Annotated in this window: 27 protein-coding genes and 1 riboswitch; of the genes, 22 read left to right on the top strand and 5 right to left on the bottom strand. The window is 40.1% G+C overall.

All coding sequences use genetic code 11. From position 1 onward, the window contains the following. The first annotated feature begins 4 nt into the window (after positions 1–4). The 9 genes from G6R08_RS04030 to hpaB all read left to right on the top strand — a co-directional run bounded on the left by G6R08_RS04030 (position 5) and on the right by hpaB (position 11368). Positions 5–1540, top strand: a complete 1536-nt coding sequence (locus G6R08_RS04030; RefSeq protein ID WP_240339642.1) for a pyridoxal phosphate-dependent decarboxylase family protein — start codon at positions 5–7, stop codon at positions 1538–1540. Next, positions 1537–3336, top strand: a complete 1800-nt coding sequence (locus G6R08_RS04025) for an IucA/IucC family protein (protein ID WP_163526792.1) — start codon at positions 1537–1539, stop codon at positions 3334–3336. Before G6R08_RS04030 ends, G6R08_RS04025 begins: the two co-directional genes overlap by 4 nt. Continuing rightward, on the top strand, positions 3326–3892 hold the full coding sequence (locus tag G6R08_RS04020; protein ID WP_163526791.1) for a GNAT family N-acetyltransferase: 567 nt from the start codon (positions 3326–3328) through the stop codon (positions 3890–3892). The genes G6R08_RS04025 and G6R08_RS04020 overlap by 11 nt, the downstream gene beginning before the upstream one ends. After that, complete coding sequence (locus tag G6R08_RS04015) at positions 3885–5240, top strand: lysine N(6)-hydroxylase/L-ornithine N(5)-oxygenase family protein (protein ID WP_420810416.1); 1356 nt, start codon at positions 3885–3887, stop codon at positions 5238–5240. Before G6R08_RS04020 ends, G6R08_RS04015 begins: the two co-directional genes overlap by 8 nt. Beyond that, a complete protein-coding gene (locus G6R08_RS04010) occupies positions 5219–7021 on the top strand; it encodes an IucA/IucC family protein (RefSeq protein ID WP_163526789.1) in 1803 nt (600 codons plus the stop codon). Before G6R08_RS04015 ends, G6R08_RS04010 begins: the two co-directional genes overlap by 22 nt. A 62-nt stretch (positions 7022–7083) precedes the next feature. Then, the gene (locus tag G6R08_RS04005; protein ID WP_163526788.1) at positions 7084–8016 is read left to right on the top strand and encodes an aldo/keto reductase; all 933 of its coding nucleotides are present in this window, start codon (positions 7084–7086) and stop codon (positions 8014–8016) included. Positions 8017–8235: 219 nt separating this feature from the next. Next, positions 8236–8361, top strand: coding sequence for a YhfH family protein (locus G6R08_RS04000; protein WP_163526787.1), 126 nt, complete (start codon positions 8236–8238; stop codon positions 8359–8361). A 164-nt stretch (positions 8362–8525) separates the two neighbouring features. Continuing rightward, positions 8526–9821 carry an isocitrate lyase gene (aceA, locus tag G6R08_RS03995; RefSeq protein WP_163526786.1) on the top strand — a complete coding sequence of 432 codons (1296 nt, stop codon included), beginning with the start codon at positions 8526–8528 and terminating at the stop codon, positions 9819–9821. Positions 9822–9925: 104 nt separating this feature from the next. Beyond that, entirely contained in the window at positions 9926–11368 is a 1443-nt protein-coding gene (gene hpaB / locus G6R08_RS03990) for a 4-hydroxyphenylacetate 3-monooxygenase, oxygenase component (protein WP_163526785.1), read from the top strand. Positions 11369–11388: 20 nt separating this feature from the next. Here the strand turns inward: hpaB and G6R08_RS22235 are convergent, their stop codons facing one another. Then, positions 11389–11523, bottom strand: a complete 135-nt coding sequence (locus tag G6R08_RS22235; RefSeq protein WP_275897922.1) for a hypothetical protein — start codon at positions 11521–11523, stop codon at positions 11389–11391. Positions 11524–11573: 50 nt separating this feature from the next. Next, a complete protein-coding gene (locus G6R08_RS03985) occupies positions 11574–12710 on the bottom strand; it encodes a zinc-dependent alcohol dehydrogenase (protein ID WP_163526784.1) in 1137 nt (378 codons plus the stop codon). Positions 12711–12818: 108 nt separating this feature from the next. Here G6R08_RS03985 and G6R08_RS03980 point away from each other — a divergent pair, with 108 nt between their 5' ends. The 6 genes from G6R08_RS03980 (at position 12819) to G6R08_RS03955 (ending at position 17352) form a co-directional block, all read left to right on the top strand. After that, positions 12819–13040 carry a YozQ family protein gene (locus tag G6R08_RS03980; protein ID WP_163526783.1) on the top strand — a complete coding sequence of 74 codons (222 nt, stop codon included), beginning with the start codon at positions 12819–12821 and terminating at the stop codon, positions 13038–13040. Positions 13041–13137: 97 nt separating this feature from the next. Continuing rightward, positions 13138–13833 (top strand): response regulator transcription factor, encoded by a 696-nt coding sequence (locus G6R08_RS03975; protein WP_163526782.1) that lies wholly within the window; start codon positions 13138–13140, stop codon positions 13831–13833. Beyond that, positions 13830–15182 carry a sensor histidine kinase gene (locus G6R08_RS03970; protein WP_163526781.1) on the top strand — a complete coding sequence of 451 codons (1353 nt, stop codon included), beginning with the start codon at positions 13830–13832 and terminating at the stop codon, positions 15180–15182. Before G6R08_RS03975 ends, G6R08_RS03970 begins: the two co-directional genes overlap by 4 nt. Positions 15183–15236: 54 nt before the next feature. Continuing rightward, positions 15237–15944 carry a PepSY domain-containing protein gene (locus tag G6R08_RS03965; protein WP_163526780.1) on the top strand — a complete coding sequence of 236 codons (708 nt, stop codon included), beginning with the start codon at positions 15237–15239 and terminating at the stop codon, positions 15942–15944. 150 nt (positions 15945–16094) lie between these two features. Further along, positions 16095–16616, top strand: coding sequence for a PepSY domain-containing protein (locus G6R08_RS03960; protein ID WP_163526779.1), 522 nt, complete (start codon positions 16095–16097; stop codon positions 16614–16616). A 139-nt stretch (positions 16617–16755) separates the two neighbouring features. Beyond that, positions 16756–17352 (top strand): serine/threonine-protein kinase, encoded by a 597-nt coding sequence (locus G6R08_RS03955; RefSeq protein ID WP_163526778.1) that lies wholly within the window; start codon positions 16756–16758, stop codon positions 17350–17352. 110 nt (positions 17353–17462) lie between these two features. Here the strand turns inward: G6R08_RS03955 and G6R08_RS03950 are convergent, their stop codons facing one another. Further along, positions 17463–18221 (bottom strand): TrmB family transcriptional regulator, encoded by a 759-nt coding sequence (locus G6R08_RS03950; protein ID WP_163526777.1) that lies wholly within the window; start codon positions 18219–18221, stop codon positions 17463–17465. 150 nt (positions 18222–18371) lie between these two features. On the opposite strand from G6R08_RS03950, the gene G6R08_RS03945 reads away from it, so the two are divergent. Together G6R08_RS03945 and G6R08_RS03940 are read left to right on the top strand one after the other, a co-directional pair. Next, on the top strand, positions 18372–19544 hold the full coding sequence (locus tag G6R08_RS03945) for an MFS transporter (protein ID WP_163526776.1): 1173 nt from the start codon (positions 18372–18374) through the stop codon (positions 19542–19544). Positions 19545–19697: 153 nt separating this feature from the next. Next, complete coding sequence (locus G6R08_RS03940) at positions 19698–20312, top strand: PH domain-containing protein (RefSeq protein ID WP_163526775.1); 615 nt, start codon at positions 19698–19700, stop codon at positions 20310–20312. A gap of 44 nt (positions 20313–20356) precedes the next feature. Here G6R08_RS03940 and G6R08_RS03935 read toward each other — a convergent pair whose 3' ends face one another. Both G6R08_RS03935 and G6R08_RS03930 read right to left on the bottom strand, forming a co-directional pair. Next, positions 20357–20671 (bottom strand): DMT family transporter, encoded by a 315-nt coding sequence (locus G6R08_RS03935; RefSeq protein ID WP_163526774.1) that lies wholly within the window; start codon positions 20669–20671, stop codon positions 20357–20359. Then, positions 20668–21012, bottom strand: a complete 345-nt coding sequence (locus G6R08_RS03930; RefSeq protein WP_163526773.1) for a DMT family transporter — start codon at positions 21010–21012, stop codon at positions 20668–20670. Before G6R08_RS03930 ends, G6R08_RS03935 begins: the two co-directional genes overlap by 4 nt. Before the next feature lie 49 nt (positions 21013–21061). Further along, a riboswitch (guanidine-I (ykkC/yxkD leader) is annotated at positions 21062–21163 on the bottom strand. 77 nt (positions 21164–21240) lie between these two features. Between G6R08_RS03930 and G6R08_RS03925 the strand changes: the two genes are divergently transcribed. The 5 genes from G6R08_RS03925 to G6R08_RS03905 all read left to right on the top strand — a co-directional run bounded on the left by G6R08_RS03925 (position 21241) and on the right by G6R08_RS03905 (position 26061). After that, positions 21241–21429: a YfhD family protein gene (locus tag G6R08_RS03925; RefSeq protein WP_163526772.1), complete on the top strand. Its 189-nt coding sequence runs from the start codon at positions 21241–21243 to the stop codon at positions 21427–21429. Between the two features lie 198 nt (positions 21430–21627). Then, complete coding sequence (locus tag G6R08_RS03920) at positions 21628–22527, top strand: glycine betaine ABC transporter substrate-binding protein (RefSeq protein ID WP_163526771.1); 900 nt, start codon at positions 21628–21630, stop codon at positions 22525–22527. A gap of 162 nt (positions 22528–22689) precedes the next feature. Further along, complete coding sequence (locus G6R08_RS03915) at positions 22690–23631, top strand: AAA family ATPase (protein WP_163531096.1); 942 nt, start codon at positions 22690–22692, stop codon at positions 23629–23631. Next, positions 23628–24845 (top strand): DUF58 domain-containing protein, encoded by a 1218-nt coding sequence (locus G6R08_RS03910; RefSeq protein WP_163526770.1) that lies wholly within the window; start codon positions 23628–23630, stop codon positions 24843–24845. The genes G6R08_RS03915 and G6R08_RS03910 overlap by 4 nt, the downstream gene beginning before the upstream one ends. Continuing rightward, a complete protein-coding gene (locus G6R08_RS03905; protein WP_163526769.1) occupies positions 24838–26061 on the top strand; it encodes a hypothetical protein in 1224 nt (407 codons plus the stop codon). The genes G6R08_RS03910 and G6R08_RS03905 overlap by 8 nt, the downstream gene beginning before the upstream one ends. Positions 26062–26070 lie beyond the last annotated feature (9 nt).

Raw genomic sequence — 26070 nt, 5'->3', positions numbered from 1 at the left:
AACCGTGCATTCTTTACAAGAAGTGAGAAGTGATAACACAAGCTATAAAACGTTTGATGACTTGTTTTTTCATCAAGGAGCAAAAGGATTAAAAGCCTATGAAGAGGTGGTACAGCACGTATCCGCAAAACTGACTGATGTTTTTTCAGGGTTTGACCACCCTTATATGGGCGGAAAACCTGATAACGTTCAACAAGCAATAAGCAAGATCACCATGTCAACGAGGCAGGGAGAGACGATTAGCAATTTATTAGAAACCATTGATGCCCCTTTTTTAAAAAACAATCTCCATATATCTCACGAAAAAAGTGTGGCTCATTTGCATTGTCCTCCCTTATTATCAGGAATCGCGGCAGAGATGATCATCAGTTCACTCAATCAATCCATGGATTCATGGGATCAAAGTACTGCAGCTACTTATGTGGAACGAGAGATGATTGCGTGGTTAACTCAGCGTTTTGGGCTTGCTGAAACATCTGATGGCATCTTTTCAAGTGGTGGCAGTCAATCCAATTATATGGGACTTCTTTTAGCTAGAGATTCTTTTTGTGAGAAGCACTGGGGCTGTCGGGTACAACAAGAAGGATTACCTGCAGCGTTCAAAAAGATGAAAATTCTATGTTCAGAAGATGCCCACTTTACGGTTCAGAAGTCAGCATCACAACTTGGATTGGGAGCTGAATCTGTTATAACCATAAAGACAGATCATAATCATAGAGTTAGTATTTATGATTTGCAGGAAAAGCTGGAGACATTGCGAAAGGAAGGCGCTTTGCCTTTTGCTTTAGTAGGAACTTGCGGTACAACGGATTTCGGCAGTATCGATCCACTGGAAAAACTGGCGGAGATAGCTGACGCAAATGGATTATGGTTCCATGCAGATGCTGCTTTTGGCGGTGCATTAATTCTAAGCCGGACACATGCTCATAAATTAAATGGCATTCAATTTGCTGATTCGATTACTGTAGATTTTCATAAGTTGTTTTATCAGCCGATCAGTTGTGGTGCTTTTCTCGTTAATGATGGTCGTTCATTTAAACATACGAATTATCATGCTGACTACTTAAACCCCGAAGCAGATGAAGAAGAAGGAATCGTCAATCTGGTTAACAAGTCCGTTGTAACGACAAGAAGATTCGATGCTTTCAAACTTTTTGTTTCACTTAGAACAGTGGGAACAGACCGTTTTTGTGACATGATCGACCATACTTTCGTTGTAGCCAATCAATCAGCACAACTAATAGAGAAGTTAGATCATTTTAATGTGTTAACAACAACTCCAGAACTAAATACGATTATTTTTCGCTTTGAACCAAAGGGGGTCGCGGGGAAGGAACTAAATGAGCTCAATCGGTCTATCCAGCAGCAGTTATTTGAAAAAGGAATGGCTGCTATTGCAAAAACTAAGGTTGGAGAGGATATCTATTTAAAGTTTACGTTATTAAATCCGAGAACGGAGATCCCGGATATCAAAGCAATTTTAAATGACATAGAGGTGTTGGGATTTAATGAGATCAAATCAAGGAGGGTAACTCAATGAATGATATCAAACAGATTGCCGAGCAGGTTACCATGCAAAGCTTCGCGAATTGTTATTTGCGTGAAACTGGGCATTACAAACTAAGAAGCAGCAGCGGATTTCCACAGGTGAAGACAGAAGAAGAGCAAGTCATCGTATGTAAATTACCCCATCAAAACTTGACACTTTTTTTTCCTGTTCGTTATTGGTCACTGACCGGCCGCCACCAATTTACCTATCCATTTTATTTGCAGCCAGGAGGAGATGGGACGGTTATCACTCTTGATTATATTTCATTAGTCTCGTTAATTACGAAGGAGCTATCTTTACATCACGGTCAAGGAAATACGCAGGATGAACTGATGCTTCGAGTCATCTTGAGCTGTCAAAACTTAAGCAAATATATTGAAAATCGCGAACAAGATTCGGTGCGTTTAGTTCAAGATGATTTTGATTTTATCGAAGCGGAACAATCTTTATTATTAGGACACTTGCTGCACCCTACTCCTAAAAGTAAACAAGGGATATCGGATAAGGAAGACAAACTTTACTCACCTGAAATGAAAGGCGAATTTCAGCTTCATTACTTTAAAGCAAGGCAAGATTATATTATTCAGGACAGTTCATTGCAGCATTCAGCAGGACAACAGATTATTAACCAGCTTCAAAACGATCCAGAGATATCACAGGAGAAAATCGAGCAAATCCTGAATGAACAAAGCGGTTTTGTTCTATTGCCTGTACATCCCCTGCAAGCCCAAGCAATGCTTGAAGATCAGGAAGTTAAAGTGTTACTCAAGAAAGGTCTGCTCGACTATCTAGGCCCATTAGGTTCACCATATTCAGCAACGTCATCATTCCGTACGGTTTATAGAAAAGATTCTGAGTACATGTACAAGTTTTCGATTCCGATAAAAATTACAAATTCATTACGTGTCAACCAGCAAAAAGAGTTGGACAGAGGTGTTGAGATCTCCAGACTGCTGGAAACGGAAGTAGGAAGCCGTTTGTATGAAGAATTTCCGGGATTTGAGATTATTCAAGACCCAGCTTACCTTAAACTGCAATTGCCTAATTCTGATTCTAGTTATGATGTAGTTTTACGGGGCAATCCCTTTTACGAAGGCAGTCGTCAGGTTACGTTAGTGGCGGGTTTATGTCAGGATCATGCTTACAGTGAACAATCACGATTACAAGTACTCATCGAAAAAATAGCTGCGAGCGAAAACAGGAAGGTAGATGAGGTGAGCCTTGATTGGTTTGATCGATATCTGTCCTTAACCTTGGAGCCTCTCCTTTGGTTATACAGGAAATATGGCATCGTGTTGGAAGCCCATCAGCAAAATTCGATAGTTAAGTTACAAGATGGATACCCTGTTCAATTTTATTATCGTGATAACCAAGGATACTATTACAGCGAATCCAAAGCCGAATATTTAAGAAAGATTCTGCCAGACTTGAACAAAAAAAGTGATACGATTTGTGCTGATGACATTGCGGTTGAACGGTTCAGATATTACTTCTTCCTCAATCACTTGTTTGGATTAATCAATAGTTTTGGAATGAAAGGGTTAATCTCAGAGGAACCGTTGATAGAACTTTTACACGAACGATTAAAGCAGCATGAAGACGAGAACTCAGAATCTTCAGCGCTGCTAAATTCGCTTTTATATGATGCCCAGTTGCCTTGTAAAGCTAATCTATTAACACGATTTTACGATATGGACGAGCTCATAGGTTCATTAGCAAATCAATCCGTCTATACGCTCGTGGAGAATCCTCTTTACAGAAAGGTGGAGAGTGTACATGGAATATAAGGTTTATGATGAGGCGGTCAGTCAAACTATTTCATTTAGACCCTTTGAGCTTGAGAAGGATTTCCCGATGATCATGAAATGGATGCACCAGGATCATGTGATTCCGTTCTGGCAATTAAATATCTCTGAAGAAAATTTGCTGAAGCACATGGAAAAAGCCGTTTCCGATCAGCATCAGAAGTTATACATCGGATTGTTGGATGGCGTGCCGATGAGCTACTGGGAATGCTATTGGGTCAAAGGGGATGTCGTGGAAAATAGCTATAAGACAGAACCTTACGATCAAGGCATACATTTGTTGATCGGGGAAACCAGTTATCTTGGTAAAGGATTATCACAGCATTTACTGAGAGCTATGCTGGAGTTCCAATTTACATATCAAGATACTCAAAAAGTGGTTGCTGAACCTGATTGTAGAAACGAGAAAATGATTCATGTATTTGAAAAGTGTGGGTTTAGAAAAGTAGAACCTATCCAGTTACCTGATAAGAAGGCAATGCTCATGTTCTGTGAGCGGGAAGTTTTTGAAAAGAGGTGGTCAAGTGTCTATTCATGAACAAGATCAGGAGTTTATTTACGACTTAATAGGAGTTGGGCTTGGTCCATTTAATTTGGGCCTAGCCGCATTACTAGATGAGGTAGACGATATCGGTGGAATGTTTCTTGACAAAAAGCCAGAGTTTGACTGGCATCCTGGAATGATGATTGAAGGCACAACACTGCAAGTTCCTTTTTTCGCTGATTTAGTAAGTTTAGCAAATGTGCAGAGTGATTATAGCTTTTTGAACTATTTGCAGCAGCATGGGCGATTGTATCACTTCTATTTTTTAGAGAAATTTCATATTTCACGAAAAGAATACAACCACTATTGCAAGTGGGTGTCTAAGCAGCTTGAGAATTGCCATTTTAATAGGGATGTACAGGCTGTGCATGAACTTCAGTTGGAGAACGGAGAAAAAGTGTATGAGGTACATGTCGAGGACCTTGACCAAAAAACAAATACTCGAATTTTGACGAGAAATTTAGTAGTTGGGATCGGGTCTGTACCTTCAATTCCGTCAAATCTGAAGGAGCATACAGGGGAAACGATTTTCCATACGTCAGAATACTTAGAGCAAAAGAAAGCCGTATCAGATGCTGATTCGATTACAGTAGTTGGATCTGGCCAAAGTGCGGCAGAAGTATTTCTCGACTTGTTAAAAACTAGAGGAGAAGATGCGGAAATCCATTGGTACACACGCTCAAAGGGCTTTTTCCCGATGGAATATTCGAAACTTGGATTAGAGTATTTTTCTCCAGATTATACAAAATTCTTTTATCAATTGCCTCAGCATAAGAAAGATGACTTATTACAGGAACAAAACCTGCTGTACAAAGGAATTAGTATGGAAACAATCTCGGATATATATGATTGTTTATATGAAGGGACAGTTGGAGGCGCTCAAACGTTGAACGTGCATTTACAAGCGATGTCTGAAATTACGTCGATTGAAAAGGCACAAACAAATTGGAATCTGCACGGCCGTCAGTTAATTAATGGTGTAACATTTGAAAATGAAAGTGATGTGATTATCCTTGGAACAGGATATAAAACTGAAGTACCGAAGTTTCTAGCCCCCCTTAATCATTTAATAGAATGGGATGAACAGGGCAGGTACAAAGTTGGAGAAGACTATAACATTATTAATCAAGGTAACAAGATATTTGTCCAGAATGCGGAAATGCACTCACATGGTGTAGGAGCCCCTGACCTCGGGTTGGGAGCTTATAGAAACTCAGTCATTATTAACAGGATCGCCGGAAGAGAAGTATTTCCTTTACAGAAGCAATATGTATTCCAAACTTTTGGAACTTTAAATCAGTCAGAGAAAGAAGGGTCCGTATGTTATATGCCGAGCAAATAAAAGAGGTATTGGACAAAGACCGCTGGAAGCATGTCAATAAACAGTTGATCGCGAAAATGATGGCGGAATATATGTACGAAGATATGATTCAGCCTGAGGCTTTGGCTGAAAGTGAGCTTACTGCCTATAAACTGGTTGTAAACGATCGTAAAATCTATCAATTTCTTGCCCGAAAGCGGTACTTTGACAGTTTTGATGTAAGGATAGATTCTGTTGAGATTGAGGAAGATGGAAACAGGAAAGAAGCAGTAAGTGCAGTTGAATTTCTTCTCGATATTCAGCCGTTAATCGGCATGTCACCTGAAACAGCCGGCCATTTAATCAAGGAATTGAATCATACCTTGCTGGCTGATGTTCACATTTCAAAGGACAGTTCTTTAAGTTCAGATGAGTTAATTCATGAAGATTATGCCTGGCTTGAGGGGAGGATGACGGGCCATCCTTGGATTACTTATAATAAAGGGAGAATCGGGTTTGGCTACGATGACTACTTGGCTTATGCCCCTGAACAACAGCAGCAAGTTAACTTGCTTTGGATCGGTGTTCATCACAATAGAGCAAGCTTTCAAACTGTACAGGGTTATAACTATCAATCTTTAATACATCATGAACTAACGACTGAAGAAAAAGAGATGTTTCGGAGCAAACTGGAAACGTACAATGTTGATCCTGATCATTATTATTTGATGCCCGTCCATGAATGGCAGTGGAAGAACAGTATTATACAACAGTTCGCTGAAGACTTGGCTTATGGTTATATAATTCCTCTAGGCAAGGGAAAAGATGACTATTTACCGCAGCAATCAGTCCGGACATTTGTTAATCAATCAAATGAAAAGAAACATCATGTTAAGCTGCCGATGAGCATTTTAAATACGCTCGTATATAGAGGACTTCCCTCTGAACGAACGTTAATTGCACCTAAAATCACAGAATTTATTAAAGGGATTTACGAGCAGGACTCGTTTTTAAAAGAGGAGTGCCGGGTAGTTCTTCCAGGTGAAGTGGCAAGCATAAACGTTGATCACCGGTATTATGATCAGCTCAAACAAGCTCCTTATCAATATCATGAAATGCTTGGGGTCATTTTCAGAGAAAGTATTTATTCGTATCTTGAAGAGGATGAACAAGCCATCACATTAGCTGCTCTGATACATGAGGATGCTGAGGGTAAACCTTATATTCAAAGCTTGATCGAGCACTCTGGTCTAACTTCGGAAAAATGGATAGAAGATCTGTTTCAAGTTGTTATGGACCCGCTGCTTCATTTTCTGTATCAATATGGAACAGTTTTTTCACCACACGGGCAAAATACAATTCTTGTCTTGAAAGATTGCAAACCTCATCGTCTAGCTGTGAAGGACTTTGTTGATGATGTTAATATTAGTGATCAGCCTTTTGAAGAGTTACGTGTATTGACTGATGAGTTGAAACAGGTATTGAGGAGTGAACCGCCGGAAGGGTTAACGCAGTTCATATTTACTGGGCTATTTATCTGCCATCTGCGATATTTGGCCGCCATATTGGATAACCATCAGTTAGTAGCTGAAACGGAATTTTGGGAGAAACTAGCTCACACCATACATCGTTACCAAAAGAAATTCCCCCATTTAGAATCCCGATTTCAGTTGTTTGATTTCTTTAAACCCGAATTTACCAAGCTTTGTTTAAATCGTAACCGAATGGTAGATTATGGATACGGAGACGGTGAGGACCGCCCGCATGCCTCAGAATATGGAAAAGTGACAAACGCACTAGCTCACTATTCACTAGAAGTTTGAACAGTGTAAAAAAGTGGTAGAAAGTATGGTGTGAAACTATGACTTAAGAAAGGATTGATAGAATGGCGCACCATACTCAATTAGGAAAATCAGATATAAAAGTGAACCCGATTGGACTTGGAACCAATGCAGTCGGGGGGCACAATCTGTATCCGGATTTAGATGAAGAAGCTGGGAAGAATGTCGTTCGAACAGCTATTGAGCACGGAATCAATTTTTTAGATACAGCATTTATTTATGGTCCTGAACGTTCGGAAGAGCTGACAGGGCAAGTCGTGAAAGAACACGGAAAGCGGGAAGATGTTGTCCTCGCAACCAAGGGCGCACATCAATTTAAAGGGGAAGATGTTGTATTTAATAACACTCCCGACTTTTTAAGAGAAGCAGTGGACTCAAGTCTGGAACGGCTGCAAACTGATTATATAGATTTATTCTATATTCATTTTCCTGATGAAGATACGCCTAAAGACGAAGCTGTCGGGGCATTGAAAGAACTAAAAGATGCTGGTAAAATTCGCTCGATCGGAGTTTCAAATTTCACACTGGATCAACTGCAAGAAGCGAATAAAGACGGTTACGTTGATGTGATCCAATCAGAGTATAACTTGTTTAAGCGTGAAGCTGAACGTGAGTTACTGCCTTATACTGCTGCCAACAACATCACGTTCGTTCCTTATTTCCCATTAGCATCAGGGCTGCTTGCAGGTAAATATGATCAAAACACTACATTTGATGACATTAGGGCTGAAAATCCACTGTTCCAGGGTGAAGATTTCCGCCGTAATCTGGAAAAAGTAGAGCAAGTACGCGAAATTGCCGAGTCAAAAGGTGAAGAAGTCGCTCATATTGTACTGGCCTGGTATTTAACACGTGATTCCATCGATGCGATTATTCCTGGGGCAAAAAGAGAAAATCAGGTCATCGACAACTTAAAGACATTGGATGTGCAGTTGACAGACCACGAGATCACTCAAATCGACAAGATTTTTTCATAATGAGCGTAAAAGACCTGCCCGATGGGGCGGGTCTTTTTTATATAGTGAAGTAAAAATTATTCATTAAGTAAAGCTTGTTATAACAAGCTTTCAGACATTCTTTTGATAATTTTTTTAAAAATTCTAAAATAGGGGTTGCAAAATTGAGGGAACCACCGTAGACTGTTTTATAACAGAAAACAAAGTAATTAAACTGTTATACAGAAGGGAGGAGTTAACATGAAAATGAATGAAACAAGAAGAAATGCAGGAGATACTTGTCCGCAGTGTGGTTCAAAAGTGGAGGGCGGCAATTATACGTATATGATGGAGTGTAACCACTGCCTATCCAAGAAAGAGGAGTAAATTTTTTTGGTTGTGTTGTTATATAACATAATAGGCTGTTTTTGTATTAATATATAACAGGGGGTGTATAAGTGTAAGGGTAGAATTGCTGTTGATAACAGTCATTGGAAAGAAGACTTTGCCTGGAAAATTTAAGTGAGCAGAAATTACGAGGAGGAAGCGCAATGAGAAATGAGCGAGCAGAAATTTTAAGGGAGCAATGGGAGCAATCTGATAGATGGGAAGGTATTACAAGGCCTTATAATGTCGAGGATGTGCTTCGGCTCAGAGGATCGATCGACATTCAATATACATTAGCGGAAAAAGGGTCGAAAAAACTTTGGAATTTACTACAGGAAGAAGACTATGTTCACGCTCTTGGAGCTCTAACTGGAAATCAAGCGATGCAGCAAGTCAAAGCAGGATTAAAAGCCATCTACTTAAGCGGTTGGCAAGTGGCTGCAGATGCCAACTTGTCCGGACAGATGTATCCAGATCAAAGCCTGTATCCAGCTAACAGTGTTCCGCAAGTAGTTAAGCGTATTAATCAGGCCTTGCAGCGGGCAGACCAAATTCACCATATGGAGGGAAACAATGACATAGATTGGTTTGCCCCAATTGTGGCAGACGCAGAAGCAGGATTCGGGGGGCAATTGAATGTATTTGAGCTGATGAAGGGGATGGTCGAAGCGGGAGCGGCTGCCGTTCATTTTGAAGATCAGCTTTCCTCAGAGAAAAAATGCGGGCACCTAGGCGGAAAGGTTTTATTGCCGACACAAACAGCGGTGCGAAATTTGATTTCTGCTCGATTTGCGGCAGATACAATGGGTGTACCTACCATAATTATTGCACGGACAGATGCTAATGCGGCTGATTTAATTACAAGTGATGTAGATCCTATTGATAATGAGTTTATTACAGGGGAACGTACTGCCGAAGGATTTTTCAAAACAAAAGCAGGTATTGATCAGGCGATCGCTCGCGGGTTATCTTATGCCCCTTATGCGGATTTAATATGGTGCGAGACATCTGAGCCTAATTTAGAGGAAGCACGAAAGTTTGCAGAGGCGGTTCATGCAAAGTACCCTGGTAAACTGCTAGCTTATAATTGTTCACCATCCTTTAATTGGAAGAAAAAGCTGAATGAAGAGACCATCGCTCACTTTCAGGAAAAACTGGCTGAAATGGGATATAAATTCCAATTCGTTACTTTAGCTGGGTTCCACGCCCTCAACCATGGAATGTTTGAACTTGCCCGTCAGTATAAAGATCGTGGTATGGAGGCTTATTCCGAGTTGCAACAAGCTGAATTTGACAGTGAAAGTTACGGTTATTCTGCAACACGCCACCAGCGGGAGGTAGGAACTGGCTATTTTGATGAGGTAGCACAAGTGATCACCGGAGGTACTTCGTCCACTACTGCATTGAAAGGCTCAACAGAAACCGAACAATTTCAAAATGAAGGTATAACACAGTCCTGAACGAGTGCCCGTTGTAAGAGGCGGTCACCACTCAGACACACTCCGTCATTTCCATCATAAACTATGCACTAGAATTATTGGAATCAAATGACAGGAGTGAGAACATGGTGGTGCGCACAGGGAAACAATATAAGGAAGGGATTGATCGATTAGATACAGAAGTGTGGATTGAGGGAGATAAGGTGAAGGGGAGGATTTCTGAACATCCTGCATTTCAGGGAGTCGTGCAAAGTCAAGCTGAATTATATGATTTACAGCACATAGAGAAATTAAAAGAGGTCATGACATACACTCCTCAAAAGAATAAAGAGCTAATGGGGATGTCCTATTTAATCCCAGCTTCTAAACCAGACCTTGAGCGACGCCGAAAAATGGTGCAAGTTTGGGCGCGTCATTCAGCTGGATTAATGGGTAGAAGTCCTGATTATATGAATACAGTGTTAGCTGCCTTTGCGAGCTCTGTTCATTTATTAAAGGATAAACCTAACTGTTTCCCGGAACATTTAGAACAGTTCTATGAATATGCTCGTTCACAGGACCTCTCTTTTACTCACACTTTTGTAAATCCCCAGAATAACCGTTCGCAACTATCTTTCTTAGATGAAGACCAAACGAACGCGAGAGTGGTGAGGCGAATCGAAGAAGGAATTGTTGTGAGAGGAGCAAAATTACTCGCAACTCAGGGAGGGATAACGGATGAAATCATCGTATTCTCAGCGCCGGGGGTGCAAGATAAATCCCATGCCTTTGCCTTTTCAATTCCAAGTGATACAGATGGGCTAAAGTTCGCTTGCCGACCCTCCTTTGTGAAAGATGCTTCGTCCTTTAATGCTCCACTTAGCTCAAGGTTTGAAGAGATGGACACAGTTGTTATTTTTGATGATGTGTTAGTGCCGTGGGAACGGGTCTTCTTTTACGATGATGTGAAGGTTGCAAATGACTTTTATTTAAAAGGTAATTTTGTCCCGTTTACCCTTCATCAGATTGTTTCTCGCCAAGTGATTAAAATGGAGTTTATTCTCGGCCTTGCCAAGATGATTGTCGACACGATTAATATTAGTGAATATCAGCATGTACAAAGCAAAGTGGCAGAAATCGTGAAAGGGCTTGAATCCTCAAAGGCGCTGCTTATAGCTTCGGAGATAAATGCGAGTCTTAATGCAGAAGGAGTAATGATTCCAGATAAAATTCCGCTCTATGTAGCAGTGAACCAATTTCAGGAAACTTATCCAAGGTTTACAGAAATTATTCAATTGCTTGGTGCCAGCGGAATGGTTACGCTGATGGAAGAATCCCAATTTCACTCCAGCATTGGCAGCGAACTAGATCATTATTTGCAGGGGTTTGAAGTGAAGGGACGCGATCGTGTTCAGCTTTTTACGTTAGCCTTTGATCTTTGTATGAGTTCGTTTGGATCAAGGCAATCGTTATATGAGAAGTTCTTTTTTGGTGACCCAATCAGATTATCCCAAATCATATATCAATCCTATCCGACAGATAGGTATACCGCATTCGTGAAAGAGATGCTGGAAAAAGGAAAAAGCTGACTAAGGCAGTCAGCTTTTTCTTATTTAGTATTTCTCCTTTTGGTACGTTGTTCTAACTGAGAATCTGGCTGCTGGTCAGCAACATCTTCTGTTAGACCTTGTTTGTTAACAGTTGGCGGAACTTTTCTTTTCTCGGAATTGCTCTTTTTGCTCATGCCTTACACCTCCATAGTTTAGTATAAACTCTTACTTAACGGTTATCCATTTATGGTGTTAAGATAACTTTTATACAATCGTCATGCTTTTCATCAAAAATATCATAACCATGTTCAGCTTTATCAAGTGGCAGTCTATGTGTAATGATATCTGTTGGATCAAATTCCTCATTTTTAATCATCTTGTACAATTTAGGCATAAAGTGGATGACCGGTGCCTGTCCCATTTTTAACGTAATATTCCTCGAAAAAAAGTCACCGAGCGGGAATTGATTATATCGAGTTCCATACACTCCTACAAGGCTTACCGTTCCACCTTTTCTAACCACTTTACTGGCTAGTTGAATCGCTCCCATTGCTCCACCTTGAAGTTTTAAGGCACTTTCAATCATTTCCGCAACATTTTTCTTACCATCCATACCGACGCAATCAACTACAGCATCAGCACCTCCGCCCGTGATTTCTTTAATGTGTGAACCAAGGTCCTTTTCTTTAGAGAAATCAAAGACCTCAACTTTATTTGTTCGCCTTGCATGCTCCAGCCGATAACCGACATAATCAATTGCAATTACTCGTTTGGCGCCTTTCATCCAGGCGAATTTTTGGGCTAGCAATCCAACAGGACCGCACCCTAGGATGACAACTGTATCATCCCTCTTGACTTCTGCCTGTTCGATCCCCCAGTATGCAGTTGGGACAATATCAGATAGGAAAAGCAGTTGTTCATCTTCTAGCTCAGCATCTTCTGGTACGACAAATGGGGTGAAGTTTCCATAAGGAACGCGAAGCAGTTCGGCTTGACCGCCGGGAAATCCGCCGTACGTTTCTGAATAACCAAAGTATGCCCCTGCTTCGCCAAAGTCATTGGAACGGTCACATTGACTTTCCAGGTCCATTTTACAGTACATACATTCCCCGCAGGATACGTTAAAGGGGACGATGACTCGGTCTCCTTTTTTTACCCTTGTGACTTCTGGCCCGACTTCCTCAACAATTCCCATTGGTTCATGACCGATTATATAGTCTTCCGGAGTGTGCGGAATCATCCCGTGGACCAGGTGTAAATCGGAACCGCATATTGCCGTATTGGTAATCCTTACTAAAATATCGTCTTTCTTTTGGAGAGAGGCGTTCGGAACTTCTTTTACTTTGACATCTTTGATTCCTTGATAAGTCACAGCCTTCATCGTATAGACTCCTTTTCTTACTTCTGTAATATCTATTGTTTGCAGGAGAATAGATGGTTATTCTTTTTCAATTTGCGAATGCTAGGACTGAAGACGAGGAGGTATTGTATGAGTGAACAAAATAAGAAATCGAAATCAATTGGTGACCGTCGTTATGAATCAGCCGATTATGAACGAAGGGATGATACTTCGCAGGGGCTTGCCACCACACACGAGCAAGTATCGGATACGTTAACGGAAGGTACGCACGATGCTAAGATTGATCAAGTTGATGAAAATGGACGTCTTGTCAGTCATAAAGGAAAAGACATTTCTAATAAACATGAATAATCTCAACACGCTCACCCCTAAATGAAGGCGGTGAGCTTTTTTTAATAAAAATGTGCTAGAATGGCGGTAATCATATAGCTGAGGAGGGGGAGAAAACTTGGAAAAAGCAAGGATATTGATCGTTGAAGATGAAGAGAAAATTGCCCGAGTACTTGAGCTTGAACTGACTTATGAGGGATATGAAGTGGTAAAAGCTTTTGACGGAATGGAAGGGCTGCAAAAATATCGTGAGGGACATTGGGATTTGCTACTTCTCGATATTATGCTGCCAGGGATAAGTGGAATAGAACTATTACGAAGAATTCGTTCTGATGATCAACAAATCGCCGTGATTATGTTGACAGCCAAGGATTCCGTTGAAGATAAGGTATCGGGACTTGATCTGGGAGCGAACGATTATATAACAAAACCTTTTCAAATAGAGGAACTTCTGGCAAGAGTACGTGCAGTATTAAGAACTCATGCTTCAACCGCAGGTGATGGTAAAGCAGGTTGGATCCAAGCAGCGGATTTACGTCTTAATGAACAGACACATGAAGTCATAAGGGATGGCCACTCTATAGAACTTACTCCTAAAGAATTCAATCTGCTTGCCTACTTAATGAAAAATAAACGTCAGGTGTTGAATCGCGAACAAATCCTCGATGCCGTTTGGGGCTATGATTATTATGGGGACACGAATGTTGTGGATGTGTACATTCGTTACATACGAAATAAGATGGACAAAAAGTATGACCCTGCGTTAATTCAAACGGTTCGCGGAGTTGGGTACGTATTGAAGGATCCGCGATGAAGTTAAGAAATAAAATTCATTTGTACACAACAGTCTTGTTTGTAGTCCTGCTCGTTTTGATTAACACAGCTGTTTATTTTACTTTTAGCCGGATGATGTTTACGAGTGAATTAGAACAGACTGAGGCGGAAGCAGAGAATATTGTTGCAACTTTGAATGATAATCAATCCAGTGTACCAATTGCTGAGCTTTTACGAGCATATGTACCTGTTAATGGATTTGTGAAAATCGTTATGCAGGATGGAGCAGTAAAGTCTGCTGCGGCCTCTTCAGGCAATAGCGACCTTCGTGATGTCTCTGTTCCGTTTTATTCCGAAGAGGTCACAAGGACTACTGAATATCAGGGTACTAAGCATGCATTGGTTTCGGTTCCCATTATATTGATTAATGGAGAAGTGGCTGCCTTGCAGGTGATCGAAAGCCTGGAAACAACAGACCAGAATTTACATGTACTACAAATTGTTCTCATCGTTGTCACCCTGATTGCGATCATTCCACTGTTTATATCAGCAAGGTTTTTGAGTAACTTGATTACACACCCCATCACTTCTATGACGAGTACGATGCAAGACATTCGGGAAAGTGGACGCTTTAAACAGCTGGAACTTCCAGAGAAATCCAAAGATGAATTGTATGTAATGGGAGAAACATTCAATGAAATGATTACTTTATTACAAGCAAATTATGAAAAGCAGGAACAATTTGTTTCGAATGCCTCCCACGAATTAAAGACTCCTTTAACGGTTATTGAATCGTATTCCAGTCTCCTGGAGCGTCGGGGGAGAAACGATGAAGCACTTTTTGATGAATCAGTCGAAGCCATTCATTCAGAAGCGGTTCGCATGAAGAATTTAACGCAACAGCTTCTGTTGTTAGCTAAACATGATGAGTATTGGAATGTAGACTTAACGGAAATCGAACTGAGTACTTTTTTACAAGAAAGTATGCGTGCATTTGAGAAAGCGTATAAGCGACGTGTGGGAGTATCCGTCGAGGAAGGTTTGAGCGTGTTAGCGGATGCACAGAAGTTGAAGCAGCTTCTCTATATTTTTATGGATAATGCAAGAAAGTACAGTGAGAAAGAGATTCAAGTAGACGCCTTTAGGAAAGAGGGATGGGCTCATATTCATATCATCGATCAGGGAATTGGTATGAGCCAAGAAGATCTGGAAAGAGTATTTGAACGTTTTTATCGAGTGGACAAAGCTCGTACTAGAAAGTCTGGAGGCTTTGGATTGGGTCTGGCCCTTGCTGAGGATTTGGCACGAGTGATGGATGCGGAACTACTATTGCACAGTGAGGAGAGGGCAGGGACGCAGGCGATAATCAAACTTCCTCTTTCTCAGTGATTTCTCATTTTATTCTTGTATAGTAAGCAGTAAAACGGATGGGGAGGCATGACTGTGAATAGGAAGGTAACGAGAATTCTGCTTTCTCTTGGAGTGCTTATTCTTTTAATTGTACTCATGTGGCAGATTGTTCAAAGCGTCACGTCCGCAGAGCCTCTATCTATAGGTGATGCGAAAAAGCTGATTAAAAATCAGTACAGTGGGAAAATCGTTCAAATCGATGAAATACATGATGAGTTTATTTTCACAATTGAACGAGACACGGGAGAATATCAAATACAAGTAGATAAATCGACGAGTAAGATTAATGACATGGAACGTTTAACAACGAAGCAGCCGGAATCAACCGAGTCTAAAATTAGAAAACAGGTAGAGCAGGAATACAGTGGTAAAATCACCTCCCTGAAAGAAAGAAAAGACGGGAATCAATTACAGTATGAAGTGGAGATAAAGCTTGAAGATAAAAAAGTGAAACTGATTATGACTGAAACGGGCGACGTGATTCAAGAAAAGTCGGTTACGGACAATGATCAGAATACTAGTCAGGAAGGTAAACCGCAAGGGACTAACCCGCCGATTACGGAAGAACAAGCTCAGAAACTTGCACTGAAACAAGTTTCAGGAACTATTGAGGATGTCGAATATGAGGAAGAGAATGGTCAGTTTTTTTACCTAATCGATATTGAGAATGGAGAGGAGACGGAAGCGACGGTGCAAATTAATGCAATTACCGGCGAGATCAAGTTGAGCTGGGACGATTAGAAAAAGTGTTTCTGGTTTTTATTAGCTTTAAGATGATGGATTTACAAATAGAACATACATTTCTCATGAAATTCTCATTTTATTCTAAGGGATCACTCACTTTTCTTGTCTATATTGAGAGTAGAACTTAAATAAAGGAGGAGTTAAGAAGTGAAAAGAAAATTAATGACTGTTGGTGTTGCTGGAGTTGTGGTTCTAGGTGGAGCAATTGGAGTGGCCGCTGCGACAGGGACGGATACGTCTAGTCAAAAGACGCCAATAACGAAAGGTGAAGCAAAGCAAATTGTTGAAAAAGAAGTCAATGGCACGACCGAAAAAATAGAAATGGAGACCGATGACGGACAACGAATTTATGATGTTCAAGTTAAAGGGGAAAAAGGTAAGGAAACAGATGTAGAGGTAGATGCGGAGACGGGGAAAGTTATTGAGGTTGATCGCGATGATGACAGGGATGATGAGTCGGAAAATGAAGCTAACGCTAACGTCAAATTGTCTATGAATGAGGCGACAGCCATTGCCAAAAAAGAGGCTGAAGGTGAAATGGTAGAAGCTGAATTAGACGATGGGCATTATGACTTTGAATTTAAGGATGGAAACAATGAATACGAAGTTAAGGTTCATGGGCAAACTGGTGAAGTGATCGAATTTGAACAGGAACAAGATGAAGATTAGACAAGGAGCTGCCGCAATGGCAGCTCTTTAAGTTTACATAATTTTAATGCCCAAACATATTGTAATAATAATTTCTATAGGTTTGATATAATGAGAGAGCAAGGAATATTCTTAAAGGGTTGCAAATGAGGGGATAGCTATGAAAACAATCAAAGAATTGATCAGCACCGTCCAAATTGACGAGGATCAAGTCATTGAAATACCTGATGAGCTTCAACTTGTAGGTCAGGGTAGAAGCGCGGCCGTATTCCGAATCAAAGACACGATGCAGGCTGTTAAAATTTTTTACTCCGAACAGCAAGGATTGGCTGAAAAGGAAGGGAAGATTTATGAACAGCTTTCAAACTATATTTATTATCCAGAACTGATTGAAGTCGGGGAAGGATACTTAGTTCTTGAGTATTTAGATGGCGTCACCTTTTATGATTGTTTAGTGTGTGGAATCCCGATTACGCCACGTATGGTAGCTATGGTTGATGAAGCCTTGGATTATGCCCGCAGTAAAGGACTCAACCCTTCAGATATACATTTAAGAAATATAATGCTGACAAATGATCAGCAGATTAAAGTGATTGATGTGGTACGCTTTTCTCAAGAGAAGGAATGTCAACATTGGCCAGATTTGAAAAGAGCCTATTATTCTTATTATCAGAAACGTTTTTTTCCAAAAAGATTTTCACCATTTTTTATTGAGATGATTATAAGACTATACAGAAGAAAATTGCTTCCCTTTTAAATAGCCTCGATGCCATTCAGCATCGAGGCTATTTTATGCTCGAATAGAAAAATTATCCACCTCAGGTCATCCAAATTTTGGATGACCTGAGGTGGATAATTATGGGTGTTTTAATACCGCAGTTTCATCAGTATGTTTTTTATTTTTTCATCTTGCATAAGTGTGGACTCGTACTTTTTTGTGATTTCTGTGAGGGCTACGTCGTGATAAAAGAATTCAGTGAAAAACTTAACAAGTGGGCTGGACATGGTGGCGATTCCTTGCCAGGTCTCCTGTTCTAACCCTGCAAAGAGTATTTCTTTTTCATCGATAATAATCAGCTTATGTCTTTCTAACGCCTCATGTTTTTCGACAGGAAGAAGGACATGGGTATCACTCAGTAATGTTTTTACATCTCCAACAGATAACACTTCAATTTTAATGTTTTCCCGATTCATGCGTTCTAATTCTGAGAGGAGCGGCTGGATATCATCACTCCAGCCGGATATATAAATTGATTGTTCGGCGCGGCTGATAAGGTCTTCGGTCAGAGAAATAATAGCTGGATGATCCTGTATCGTCCATACCCGGTCATCATTTGGCGTCATTTTATATTCGCGGTGTTTTAATGCCTCGACATTTTCTTGAAATTCGCGTGTTAGTTTCTCAATCGTTATGTCTAAAGGAAGTGCTGTATATAATTTCTTTCTTTCTTGAAACGAAGTAAGTATTAAACCTTTTTCTACTAATCGCCCAAGTACTTCATAAACTTTAGATTTTGGCACATGTGAATATTTTACAATTGAACTAGCATCAAGCGGCTCGCTGCTTGCTGTTAATACCTCAAATATTTGGCTTTCATACTGAGTAAATCCAAACTTCTGCAGCATTTATATACACCTCATTTTTAAAAGCTTTAGTGTTTAAAGAATACACATATTTAATCATTTCGTAAAATGTATGTCGAATTACCTCTTGTCTTTTTTAGTGTAATTGGTTACCATCTTAGTGGTAACCAATATAGAGAGGGACATGACACGATGAATAAAAAAGTATACATGTTGGCGGTTGTTTCTTTTGTTGTAGGAACAGTGGAGTTAATTATTGGCGGAACATTAGATTTAATAGCAGAAGATTTGAATGTAACTCTAGGGCAAGCTGGACTACTTATTACTATTTTTTCGCTTGTTTTTGCTATTTCTTCCCCTGTTTTGTTAACAGTCACAGCTAAATATGAACGTAAACGGTTAACGCTTGTTTGTTTATTGATCTTTTTCCTAGGGAATCTACTCGCGTTTTGGAGTCCCAATTATTCAATCATTATGATCGCAAGAGTAATATCGGCTGCAAGCGGCTCCTTGCTCGTTGTGTTAGGAGTTACGCTTGCTTCTTCCATTGTAGAAAAAGAATATCGGGCCCGAGCGATCGGAATCATTTTTATGGGAGTTAGTGCATCACTAGTTTTGGGAGTTCCTATTGGGTTAACACTCGGTAATGCCTTTGGCTGGCGTGCTCCGTTTTTATTTATTGCCATTCTAACACTGTTGTCGATGATCGGTGTAGCGGTTTTCTTGGAAAAAATTGAACCGAAACCAATCATTCCATTAAGAGAACAGATTCGCACATTAAAGAATAATAAAATTTTTAGTGCCCAGATGACATCGTTCTTTTTTCTAACAGGTCACTTAACTTTATATGCCTATTTGACCCCGTTTCTAAAGTCAACAATGGGTTTAAATGCTACATGGGTGAGCGTCGCGTATTTAATATTTGGGATTGCAGCAGTTTTAGGTGGAGGCATTGGCGGTGTTATTTCTGATAAATGGGGAGCGGAGCGAAGCATTATTGGTATTATTGTTATCTTCGCCATCGCTATTTTCATGATACCGTTTGTCACCTTTTCCCTTCCATTATTCTTAGCCGTTATGATGATATGGAGTATGCTTAGCTGGGCCATCACTCCCGCTCAGCAAAGTTATCTGATTAACGCTGCACCGGAAACGTCAGAAATTCAGCAAAGTTTAAATAATTCCGCGCTTCATTTTGGGATTGCATTAGGTTCTACGGTAGGAGCATTGGTTATCGAACAGACATCTGTTGTCCACAATGCATCAGTTGGGGGAGTGTTTGTTCTATTAGCATTAGGCACAGCATATTTCTCCATTACCAGAAGCAGCCATGTTTCCGCCGCTAAAACCATGCAAAGCTCATAACTTAAATTTCCTATATCTCCCACCTCAGGTCATCCATATTATGGATGACCTGAGGTGGGAGTTTTTGGGTTTTCCATTTAAAGTCGGCCAATTTGACTTGGATTCATGATAGAATGGGGGCGAATGATAGTAAATATTGAGGGGATGAGTGAGATGTTTAAAAAGATGGCTACAGATGCTTTAGGTTTAAGTGATATAGGCAGTGTTATCAAACCAGAAGACTATGATAAAGTAGATGCTGATGATTATGTGATGCATGAAGATGATGAGAAGATTTATTTCCTGATTAAATCAAAATCCGATGAGTATTGCTTTACAAATAAAGCTTTGATCCATGTGGATGGGACTAGTGCAGCAAGCAAACAGCGTACGCTTCGCAGATATGCATATAGTACAAATCAGTTCACAAACGTTGAGCTGGAAACGGCTGGTACGATTGATTTGGATGTAGAGATTAAATTTCAATTAGGAAATACACACTTTGATATTGATGTGCATAAGAAATTTATTGAAGATCTTAAGGATCTGTATAAATCGTTGCTGAAAATAGCTGAAATTAATCAGGAGAACGATATTTTGACTGGGTATGCGAAACAAAGTTTACAAACAGCTTCCGCCACGCTCCAAAATAGCCGAAGCCAGGAATCCAGTGTTTCAGCTGAATTTAAGGATATTAATGAATCTACTTTTGATTGGCTATTGGAAACAAAGAAAAAGTATCATATCAAAGACTTTGGATATGTCTTTGACTTGTTCATCCATAATTAAAACGAAAGCCCGGCCTTCCCTGAAAAGAGAAAGGCGGGCTTTTTTTAGCTGATTAATTTTAACCCAACAGCTGCTGCAATAATCACGCCTATACAAATTAGACGTTTCCAATCATTGGGCTCATCAAAAAAGATCATGCCAAGAATAGCTCCTCCGGCTGCTCCTGTTCCAGTCCAGACTGCATAGGCAGTCCCCATTGGCAATTCTTTCATAGCTATTGATAAAAAAATAAAACTAAGCACAAACCCGGAAATCATCGCAATAAGTGATAAAACAGTTCGTGATTTGTGAAATTGGTTGATCATGGATACGCCAAACATTTCGAATAGACCCGCAGCGATCAATGCCATCCAGCTCATACGGTTTCACGCTCCTCATGTCCATGTGAATCGGTCAAGAGTTTTAATCCTACAATGCCACTAAGCAAAAATAAGATCAGCATGACTTTTATCCATTGAAAAGGTACTCCAAACAAGACAATCTCCGCCAATACCGTCCCCGCCGTCCCCAGACCAGTAAACACAGCATAAGAAGTACCGACTGGCAGTTTCTTTCCTGAAGCGATGAGCAGGTAAAAACTAACGTAAATGGCTAAGGCGGTTCCTGACCAAGCCAATACACTTTCTGCATGTTTAAGACCAATCACCCAGCCGACTTCGAAGAAAGCCGCAACTACTAATTTGAACCATTCTTTATTCATTCAATTCCCTCCTTGACCATGAAAAGGGGAGATACCTCACAAGTGAGATATCTCCCGGGCTTTTGTCCCTCCGTGTCACGACTAAAAAGTCGTGTGTTTTCTCTTGGTCCTGTCCAATCGTTTGAATTGCGGAACCCTAGAAAACAGCTAGTTCAATTACAGTAAGTATAGAATAGAAACGTTATTCGGGCAAATAATAAAAGCAATAAAAATGAAGGAGGGTTTTCAATGGGAAGAGATGAACATAACAGCGGAAAAGGTAAGAAAAAGCATAAATTACCACAAACACCTGATGCTCAAAAACACCCTGGACGTGATATAGAATTTTCTGAAGAAATTGCTGATCATGAAGATTTTGAGGCATTAGAAAGAAGTCGAGAAGCAGACCAACGAGTTCACAACAGACACGAAAAATAAATAATTCCATATTGTACCACCTCAGGTCATCCAGATTCTGGATGACCTGAGGTGGTTATTTCTTCCTTTTTGATCATTAATATTTTTTTGTACAGAATAAAACGTTTAAACTTAACAACATTTATGTTAAAATACGATATTGTGTTGAATTTCGTCGGGAATCTATTAGTTACTTAAATAATTGAGGAGGAACAAATTATGAACAATTTGCGTAAATGGTTACCTGTTGTTTGCCTTAGTGCACTCCTTATCCTTGCTGCCTGTGGAGAGTCAAGTTCAGATTCCGCAAGTGATGACAGCAAGAATGAGAAGTCAGGCGACAAAGGAACAATTAGTATTGGGATGAATAACTGGGCTGAAAACGTTGCAGTATCAAACATGTGGAAGATCATCCTGGAGAATAAAGGATATAACGTTGAACTTAAGCAAGTTCAAAAAGGTTTCCTGTATGAAGCTTTATCAAGTGGAGATTTAGATATAGGAATGGAGATTTGGCTGCCACATACAGATAAGGCTTTCTATGAAAAATATAAAGAGGAAATTGACTGGCGAGATACATGGTATGAAGGAACAAAACTTGGAATTGTTGTCCCTTCTTATATGAAAGATGTTAATACAATAACTGATCTTAAAAAGCAATCAGATAAGTTTCCAGATCAAAAAATTGTGGGCATCGATGCTGGTGCTAGTATTATGTCATTAACAAAAGAGGCATTAAAAGCGTACAATCTGGATAATTATTCTCTTGCATCCTCTTCTGGACCAACAATGATGGCGGAATTGAAAAACAGAATGGAAGAAAAAGAACCGATCGCAGTAACTCTATGGAAACCGCACTGGGCTTTTGCAGAGTTGGATCTTAAATTCCTCGAGGATTCCAAAAATGTTTACGGAGACTCTGAAGACATTTCTTATGCAGCAAGACTTGGACTTGAGGAAGATCAGCCTGAGGTTGTGAAGTGGTTCGATAACTTTATGCTAAATGACCAACAGTTAGGCAGCTTAATGGGAGCATTGAATGAGGCGGAATCCCCTGAAGAAGGTGCCCAAAAATGGATAGACAATCATCAGGATCTTATTGCTGAGTGGACAAAATAATAGAAACGAAAAACAGCCTGCTTTTGTTACAAAAGCAGGCTGTTTTGTACATTAATTCAGAAAGGAAAGTATTCAGCAAAGAATGACACAGTAAGCGCTTTCTCGTTTTGTTAATGATACAATGAAGGGTACGGTATAGTGTAGAAAGGGGAAATCTAGTTGTTGCATTCTATAGAACAAGCAAAGAAATCCATTGGTCAAGTTATTATCGGCCAAGATGAAGTCATTGAATTACTTTTTACTGCAATATTAGCAGATGGTCATGTGCTATTAGAAAGTGTTCCCGGCTCAGGAAAAACAAAGCTTGCTAAAAGTTTTGCCAAAATTATGAACGGAAAATTCAGCCGGGTCCAGTTTACACCTGATGTTCTGCCTAGTGATGTTACAGGGATTCAGTTCTTCAATCCCAAAACACAAGAGTTTGAGTTAAGGGAAGGCCCCGTTATGACTAACGTGCTCCTGGCTGACGAAATTAACCGGGCAACTCCGAAGACTCAGTCAAGCCTTCTTGAAGTAATGGAAGAGAAACAAACTACTGTCGATGGGGAGACATTACATATAGCACCGCCATTCTTTGTTATGGCTACACAAAATCCCATTGAGGGCAACCACGGTACATTCCCATTGCCGGAGGCACAACTCGATCGGTTTCTTTTCAAAATAAACATGGGTTATCCATCCCTTGAAGAAGAAACAAATATTTTAAATGCGTATCGTTTGGAGGAACCGCTTCAAGAATTAAAAACCTCTCTTGAAAAAGAAGAGGTACTCCGGTTGCGCAAAAAAGTAAAGGAAGTCATGTTGGCAGAAGATACCCTTCATTATCTTCTCGACTTAGTCAGGTTTACGAGAAGCCACCCAGACATCGACTTGGGGATTAGTACGAGAGGCGCACTTGTATTTATGCGAGCTGTACAGGCAAGAGCCTTATTAAGGGAGCGAACTTATGCTACGCCGGACGATGTGAAGAAGCTTGTTCCTTTTGTATTTGAACATCGTATAGTGCTTTCAATGGAAGGAGCGATCAGAAAAACGGTAGAACAGGTCGTTGCAGAAATAATGGAAGAAGTACCTGTGCCAGTGGAGGCAGGGGAAGGCAGTTGAAACAATGGAGCAAAGTAGCCGATTTAGAATCGCGTAAATTCAATGATACTTTACTGGCTTTTTTTATTGTAACGTTTGTTGTCTCTGTATATGTTAACAGAACTATCCTGCTGATTCCATCAGGGGTGATGCTCATTTTGTTTGCGGCAAGTGCAATTTACAATAAATGGAGTGCGAGCAAGCTTCATTTAGTTAACCGGAAACAAACGATTCGCCTGTTTCCTAACGATCAAGGGGAGATTCGTTTTCGGTTGCAAAATTATTCAAGGACACCGGTGATCAATGGCAAGCTGCAATTTTTAATGGAAAAAAATGTACTCGTGGACAGCTACCCCTACTCCGATGCTTCTAAAGGATACAAATATTCCTTGCCTCTTTCATTAATGAAGCAAGGAGAAACCACGATTCAACTGTCTGTCACTGCAAAGAGAAGAGGGGCAGTGAAGATGAAAGATATAAAATTCATGTTTCCTCATTTAATTAGTTTTAACTCGAGTATACTGAAGTTCCTGCCCCATTTTGAGACAGAAGTGATCGTTTATCCTGAGCTTAAGCCTATTAAAGGAATAGAAACGATTTTTGAGATTGCGCAAGGTAATCAGACGGCATTGCTTTCGCCGTATGAGGATGTTTTGACGCCGGTAGGTACGAGAGAGTATGTCTCAAGTGACCCTTTTCATCGGATTCATTGGAAAGCCTCTGCTAAAACACAACAATTAAGGACGAAAGTGTTAGAGAAACAGGTAGACATAAGCTGGTCCATTGTAGTAAATATCACCGAAGAAACGAGGCTTGGAAACGCTCATGTTTCCAAGCAACTCGAGAATCATCTATCCTATGCTGCCTTTTTAAATCAATATGCAGTAAAGCATGGCTATCAGGTGGATATGTTTATTAATGCCCGTAAACAGCAAAGTCCGCCATATTATTACCAAGAAGAAGGAACAGGTAAAGAGCATTTGCGGAAATCGCTCGAAACGCTAGCCAGGGTAAGGAAAGACCAGCTTACAGTACCTTTCGATGAGTTGATCCATGGAATGGAATTACATCTGTATAAAAGAAAAACAATTATTATTATTGGAGAAATCACTGACAGGTCTCGCCAACAGCTGAAACTTTGGCAAAGTAAGGGGATGCGCTTGTTTCAAATTGTAGAAGACGAAGGACATGCGCTTGCCGTTCCTCTAGATAAAAGGAGGGGAATGGATGCCTAAAAGTCAAAAATTGCTGACTCAATTTTATCAATATATTAGTGAAGGCATCCTAGTATACTTTCTCTTATTTCCTATTATTCAAATCAGCGAACTTACCGTTAACTTCTTATTCTATGCGCTTATCATTCTATTTTCTTTTTTATGCTTTAAGGTGGCAAGCTTGGGCGATGTTACCTTTGCCCCTTTTATTTTGGGAACGCTCGTCGTAGCAATTGTTGCGATTTTCTTGTTTGAATTTCCGATATCCATTGCAATGATCATATCAGTCATCTTAGTTTGGAGATTTTTAGCTCACGAACATGAGCCTAATAAAGAAAACCAGCCCATTATACTCCTAAGCAGCATTTTGATTGTATTTATTGAGGTTCTTCTTTCCTACGAAAACATCCTGATTTTTGCTTTGATTTTACAATGTTCCGTTATTTTATTTGGTCACCTAATGGCTCATTATTATCAAGTACCTCAAAGGGAAAGAAAGAAAGGAACAAGGAACCTTGTAAGTGGGTTGGTTCTTTTTATCGCAGGCACAATCATGGTGATACTTGCATTAAGCCCAATCAGGTGGCTCGTGGAAAAAGCGTGGTTTCTGGCATCAGGTTTGTTTCTGAAAGGCGTAAAGGGATTTCTCTTTACATTAGAATCAGTTGGAGTAGATGTTACGAACATTAAAGCGCTGGACGAGAAGCCAATACTAGAACTCAATGGGCAAATGGAAGAAGGAAAGAACGAAAATTTTAAGAATCTGATTCAGGAAGAAAACCGTGTAGATGAAGTTAGTCAAGTTATTGAATGGGGTTCACTTTTTTTGATAGCCCTCACTATCATCATTGTCATCTTTGTAATGAGTCGTAAAAGGAGCCAACCTGCAGAGGAAGACCGAGCTGCTCAACATGTCTATTATTCTTCTTTATCAAGTGAAACATTACGGAAGAACGAAAGCAGGACTCCGACATTTTGGAGAAGTAAACGGACTGATCCAGTACGCAGGGAATTTCATCGATTTGAAAAGTTTTCAAACAAAAAAGGATATGGGAGAAAGGTGAATGAATCTATTGAGGAATGGTTTAAGCGTCAAAACTTTAGTGTGGCAAGGACAGACTTATATCAAAAAGTCCGCTATGGGCAGGCTAAATTGAATGAATATGAACGTAAACGATTCTTCGAAGAGATGAAGGAATTACGTACAGATATTGAAAACAGGACAAAGGTAAGATGATTCAAAGTG

The organism is Halobacillus ihumii, from assembly GCF_902726645.1.
Classification (GTDB): Bacteria; Bacillota; Bacilli; order Bacillales; family Halobacillaceae; genus Halobacillus_A; species Halobacillus_A ihumii.
This window is presented reverse-complemented; position numbering and strand designations above follow the sequence as displayed.

Coding starts and splice junctions, on each gene's coding strand:
- G6R08_RS03905 (WP_163526769.1), top strand. CDS start 24,838: ATGCCTAAAAGTCAAAAATTGCTGACTCAATTTTATCAATATATTAGT.
- G6R08_RS03950 (WP_163526777.1), bottom strand. CDS start 18,221: ATGCTGCAGAAGTTTGGATTTACTCAGTATGAAAGCCAAATATTTGAG.
- G6R08_RS03955 (WP_163526778.1), top strand. CDS start 16,756: ATGAAAACAATCAAAGAATTGATCAGCACCGTCCAAATTGACGAGGAT.
- G6R08_RS04005 (WP_163526788.1), top strand. CDS start 7,084: ATGGCGCACCATACTCAATTAGGAAAATCAGATATAAAAGTGAACCCG.
- G6R08_RS03935 (WP_163526774.1), bottom strand. CDS start 20,671: ATGAGCTGGATGGCATTGATCGCTGCGGGTCTATTCGAAATGTTTGGC.
- G6R08_RS04020 (WP_163526791.1), top strand. CDS start 3,326: ATGGAATATAAGGTTTATGATGAGGCGGTCAGTCAAACTATTTCATTT.
- G6R08_RS03985 (WP_163526784.1), bottom strand. CDS start 12,710: ATGAAGGCTGTGACTTATCAAGGAATCAAAGATGTCAAAGTAAAAGAA.
- G6R08_RS03925 (WP_163526772.1), top strand. CDS start 21,241: ATGGGAAGAGATGAACATAACAGCGGAAAAGGTAAGAAAAAGCATAAA.
- hpaB (WP_163526785.1), top strand. CDS start 9,926: ATGGTGGTGCGCACAGGGAAACAATATAAGGAAGGGATTGATCGATTA.
- G6R08_RS03945 (WP_163526776.1), top strand. CDS start 18,372: ATGAATAAAAAAGTATACATGTTGGCGGTTGTTTCTTTTGTTGTAGGA.
- G6R08_RS04000 (WP_163526787.1), top strand. CDS start 8,236: ATGAAAATGAATGAAACAAGAAGAAATGCAGGAGATACTTGTCCGCAG.
- aceA (WP_163526786.1), top strand. CDS start 8,526: ATGAGAAATGAGCGAGCAGAAATTTTAAGGGAGCAATGGGAGCAATCT.
- G6R08_RS03980 (WP_163526783.1), top strand. CDS start 12,819: ATGAGTGAACAAAATAAGAAATCGAAATCAATTGGTGACCGTCGTTAT.
- G6R08_RS03930 (WP_163526773.1), bottom strand. CDS start 21,012: ATGAATAAAGAATGGTTCAAATTAGTAGTTGCGGCTTTCTTCGAAGTC.
- G6R08_RS04025 (WP_163526792.1), top strand. CDS start 1,537: ATGAATGATATCAAACAGATTGCCGAGCAGGTTACCATGCAAAGCTTC.
- G6R08_RS03940 (WP_163526775.1), top strand. CDS start 19,698: ATGTTTAAAAAGATGGCTACAGATGCTTTAGGTTTAAGTGATATAGGC.
- G6R08_RS22235 (WP_275897922.1), bottom strand. CDS start 11,523: ATGAGCAAAAAGAGCAATTCCGAGAAAAGAAAAGTTCCGCCAACTGTT.
- G6R08_RS03920 (WP_163526771.1), top strand. CDS start 21,628: ATGAACAATTTGCGTAAATGGTTACCTGTTGTTTGCCTTAGTGCACTC.
- G6R08_RS04010 (WP_163526789.1), top strand. CDS start 5,219: ATGTTATATGCCGAGCAAATAAAAGAGGTATTGGACAAAGACCGCTGG.
- G6R08_RS03970 (WP_163526781.1), top strand. CDS start 13,830: ATGAAGTTAAGAAATAAAATTCATTTGTACACAACAGTCTTGTTTGTA.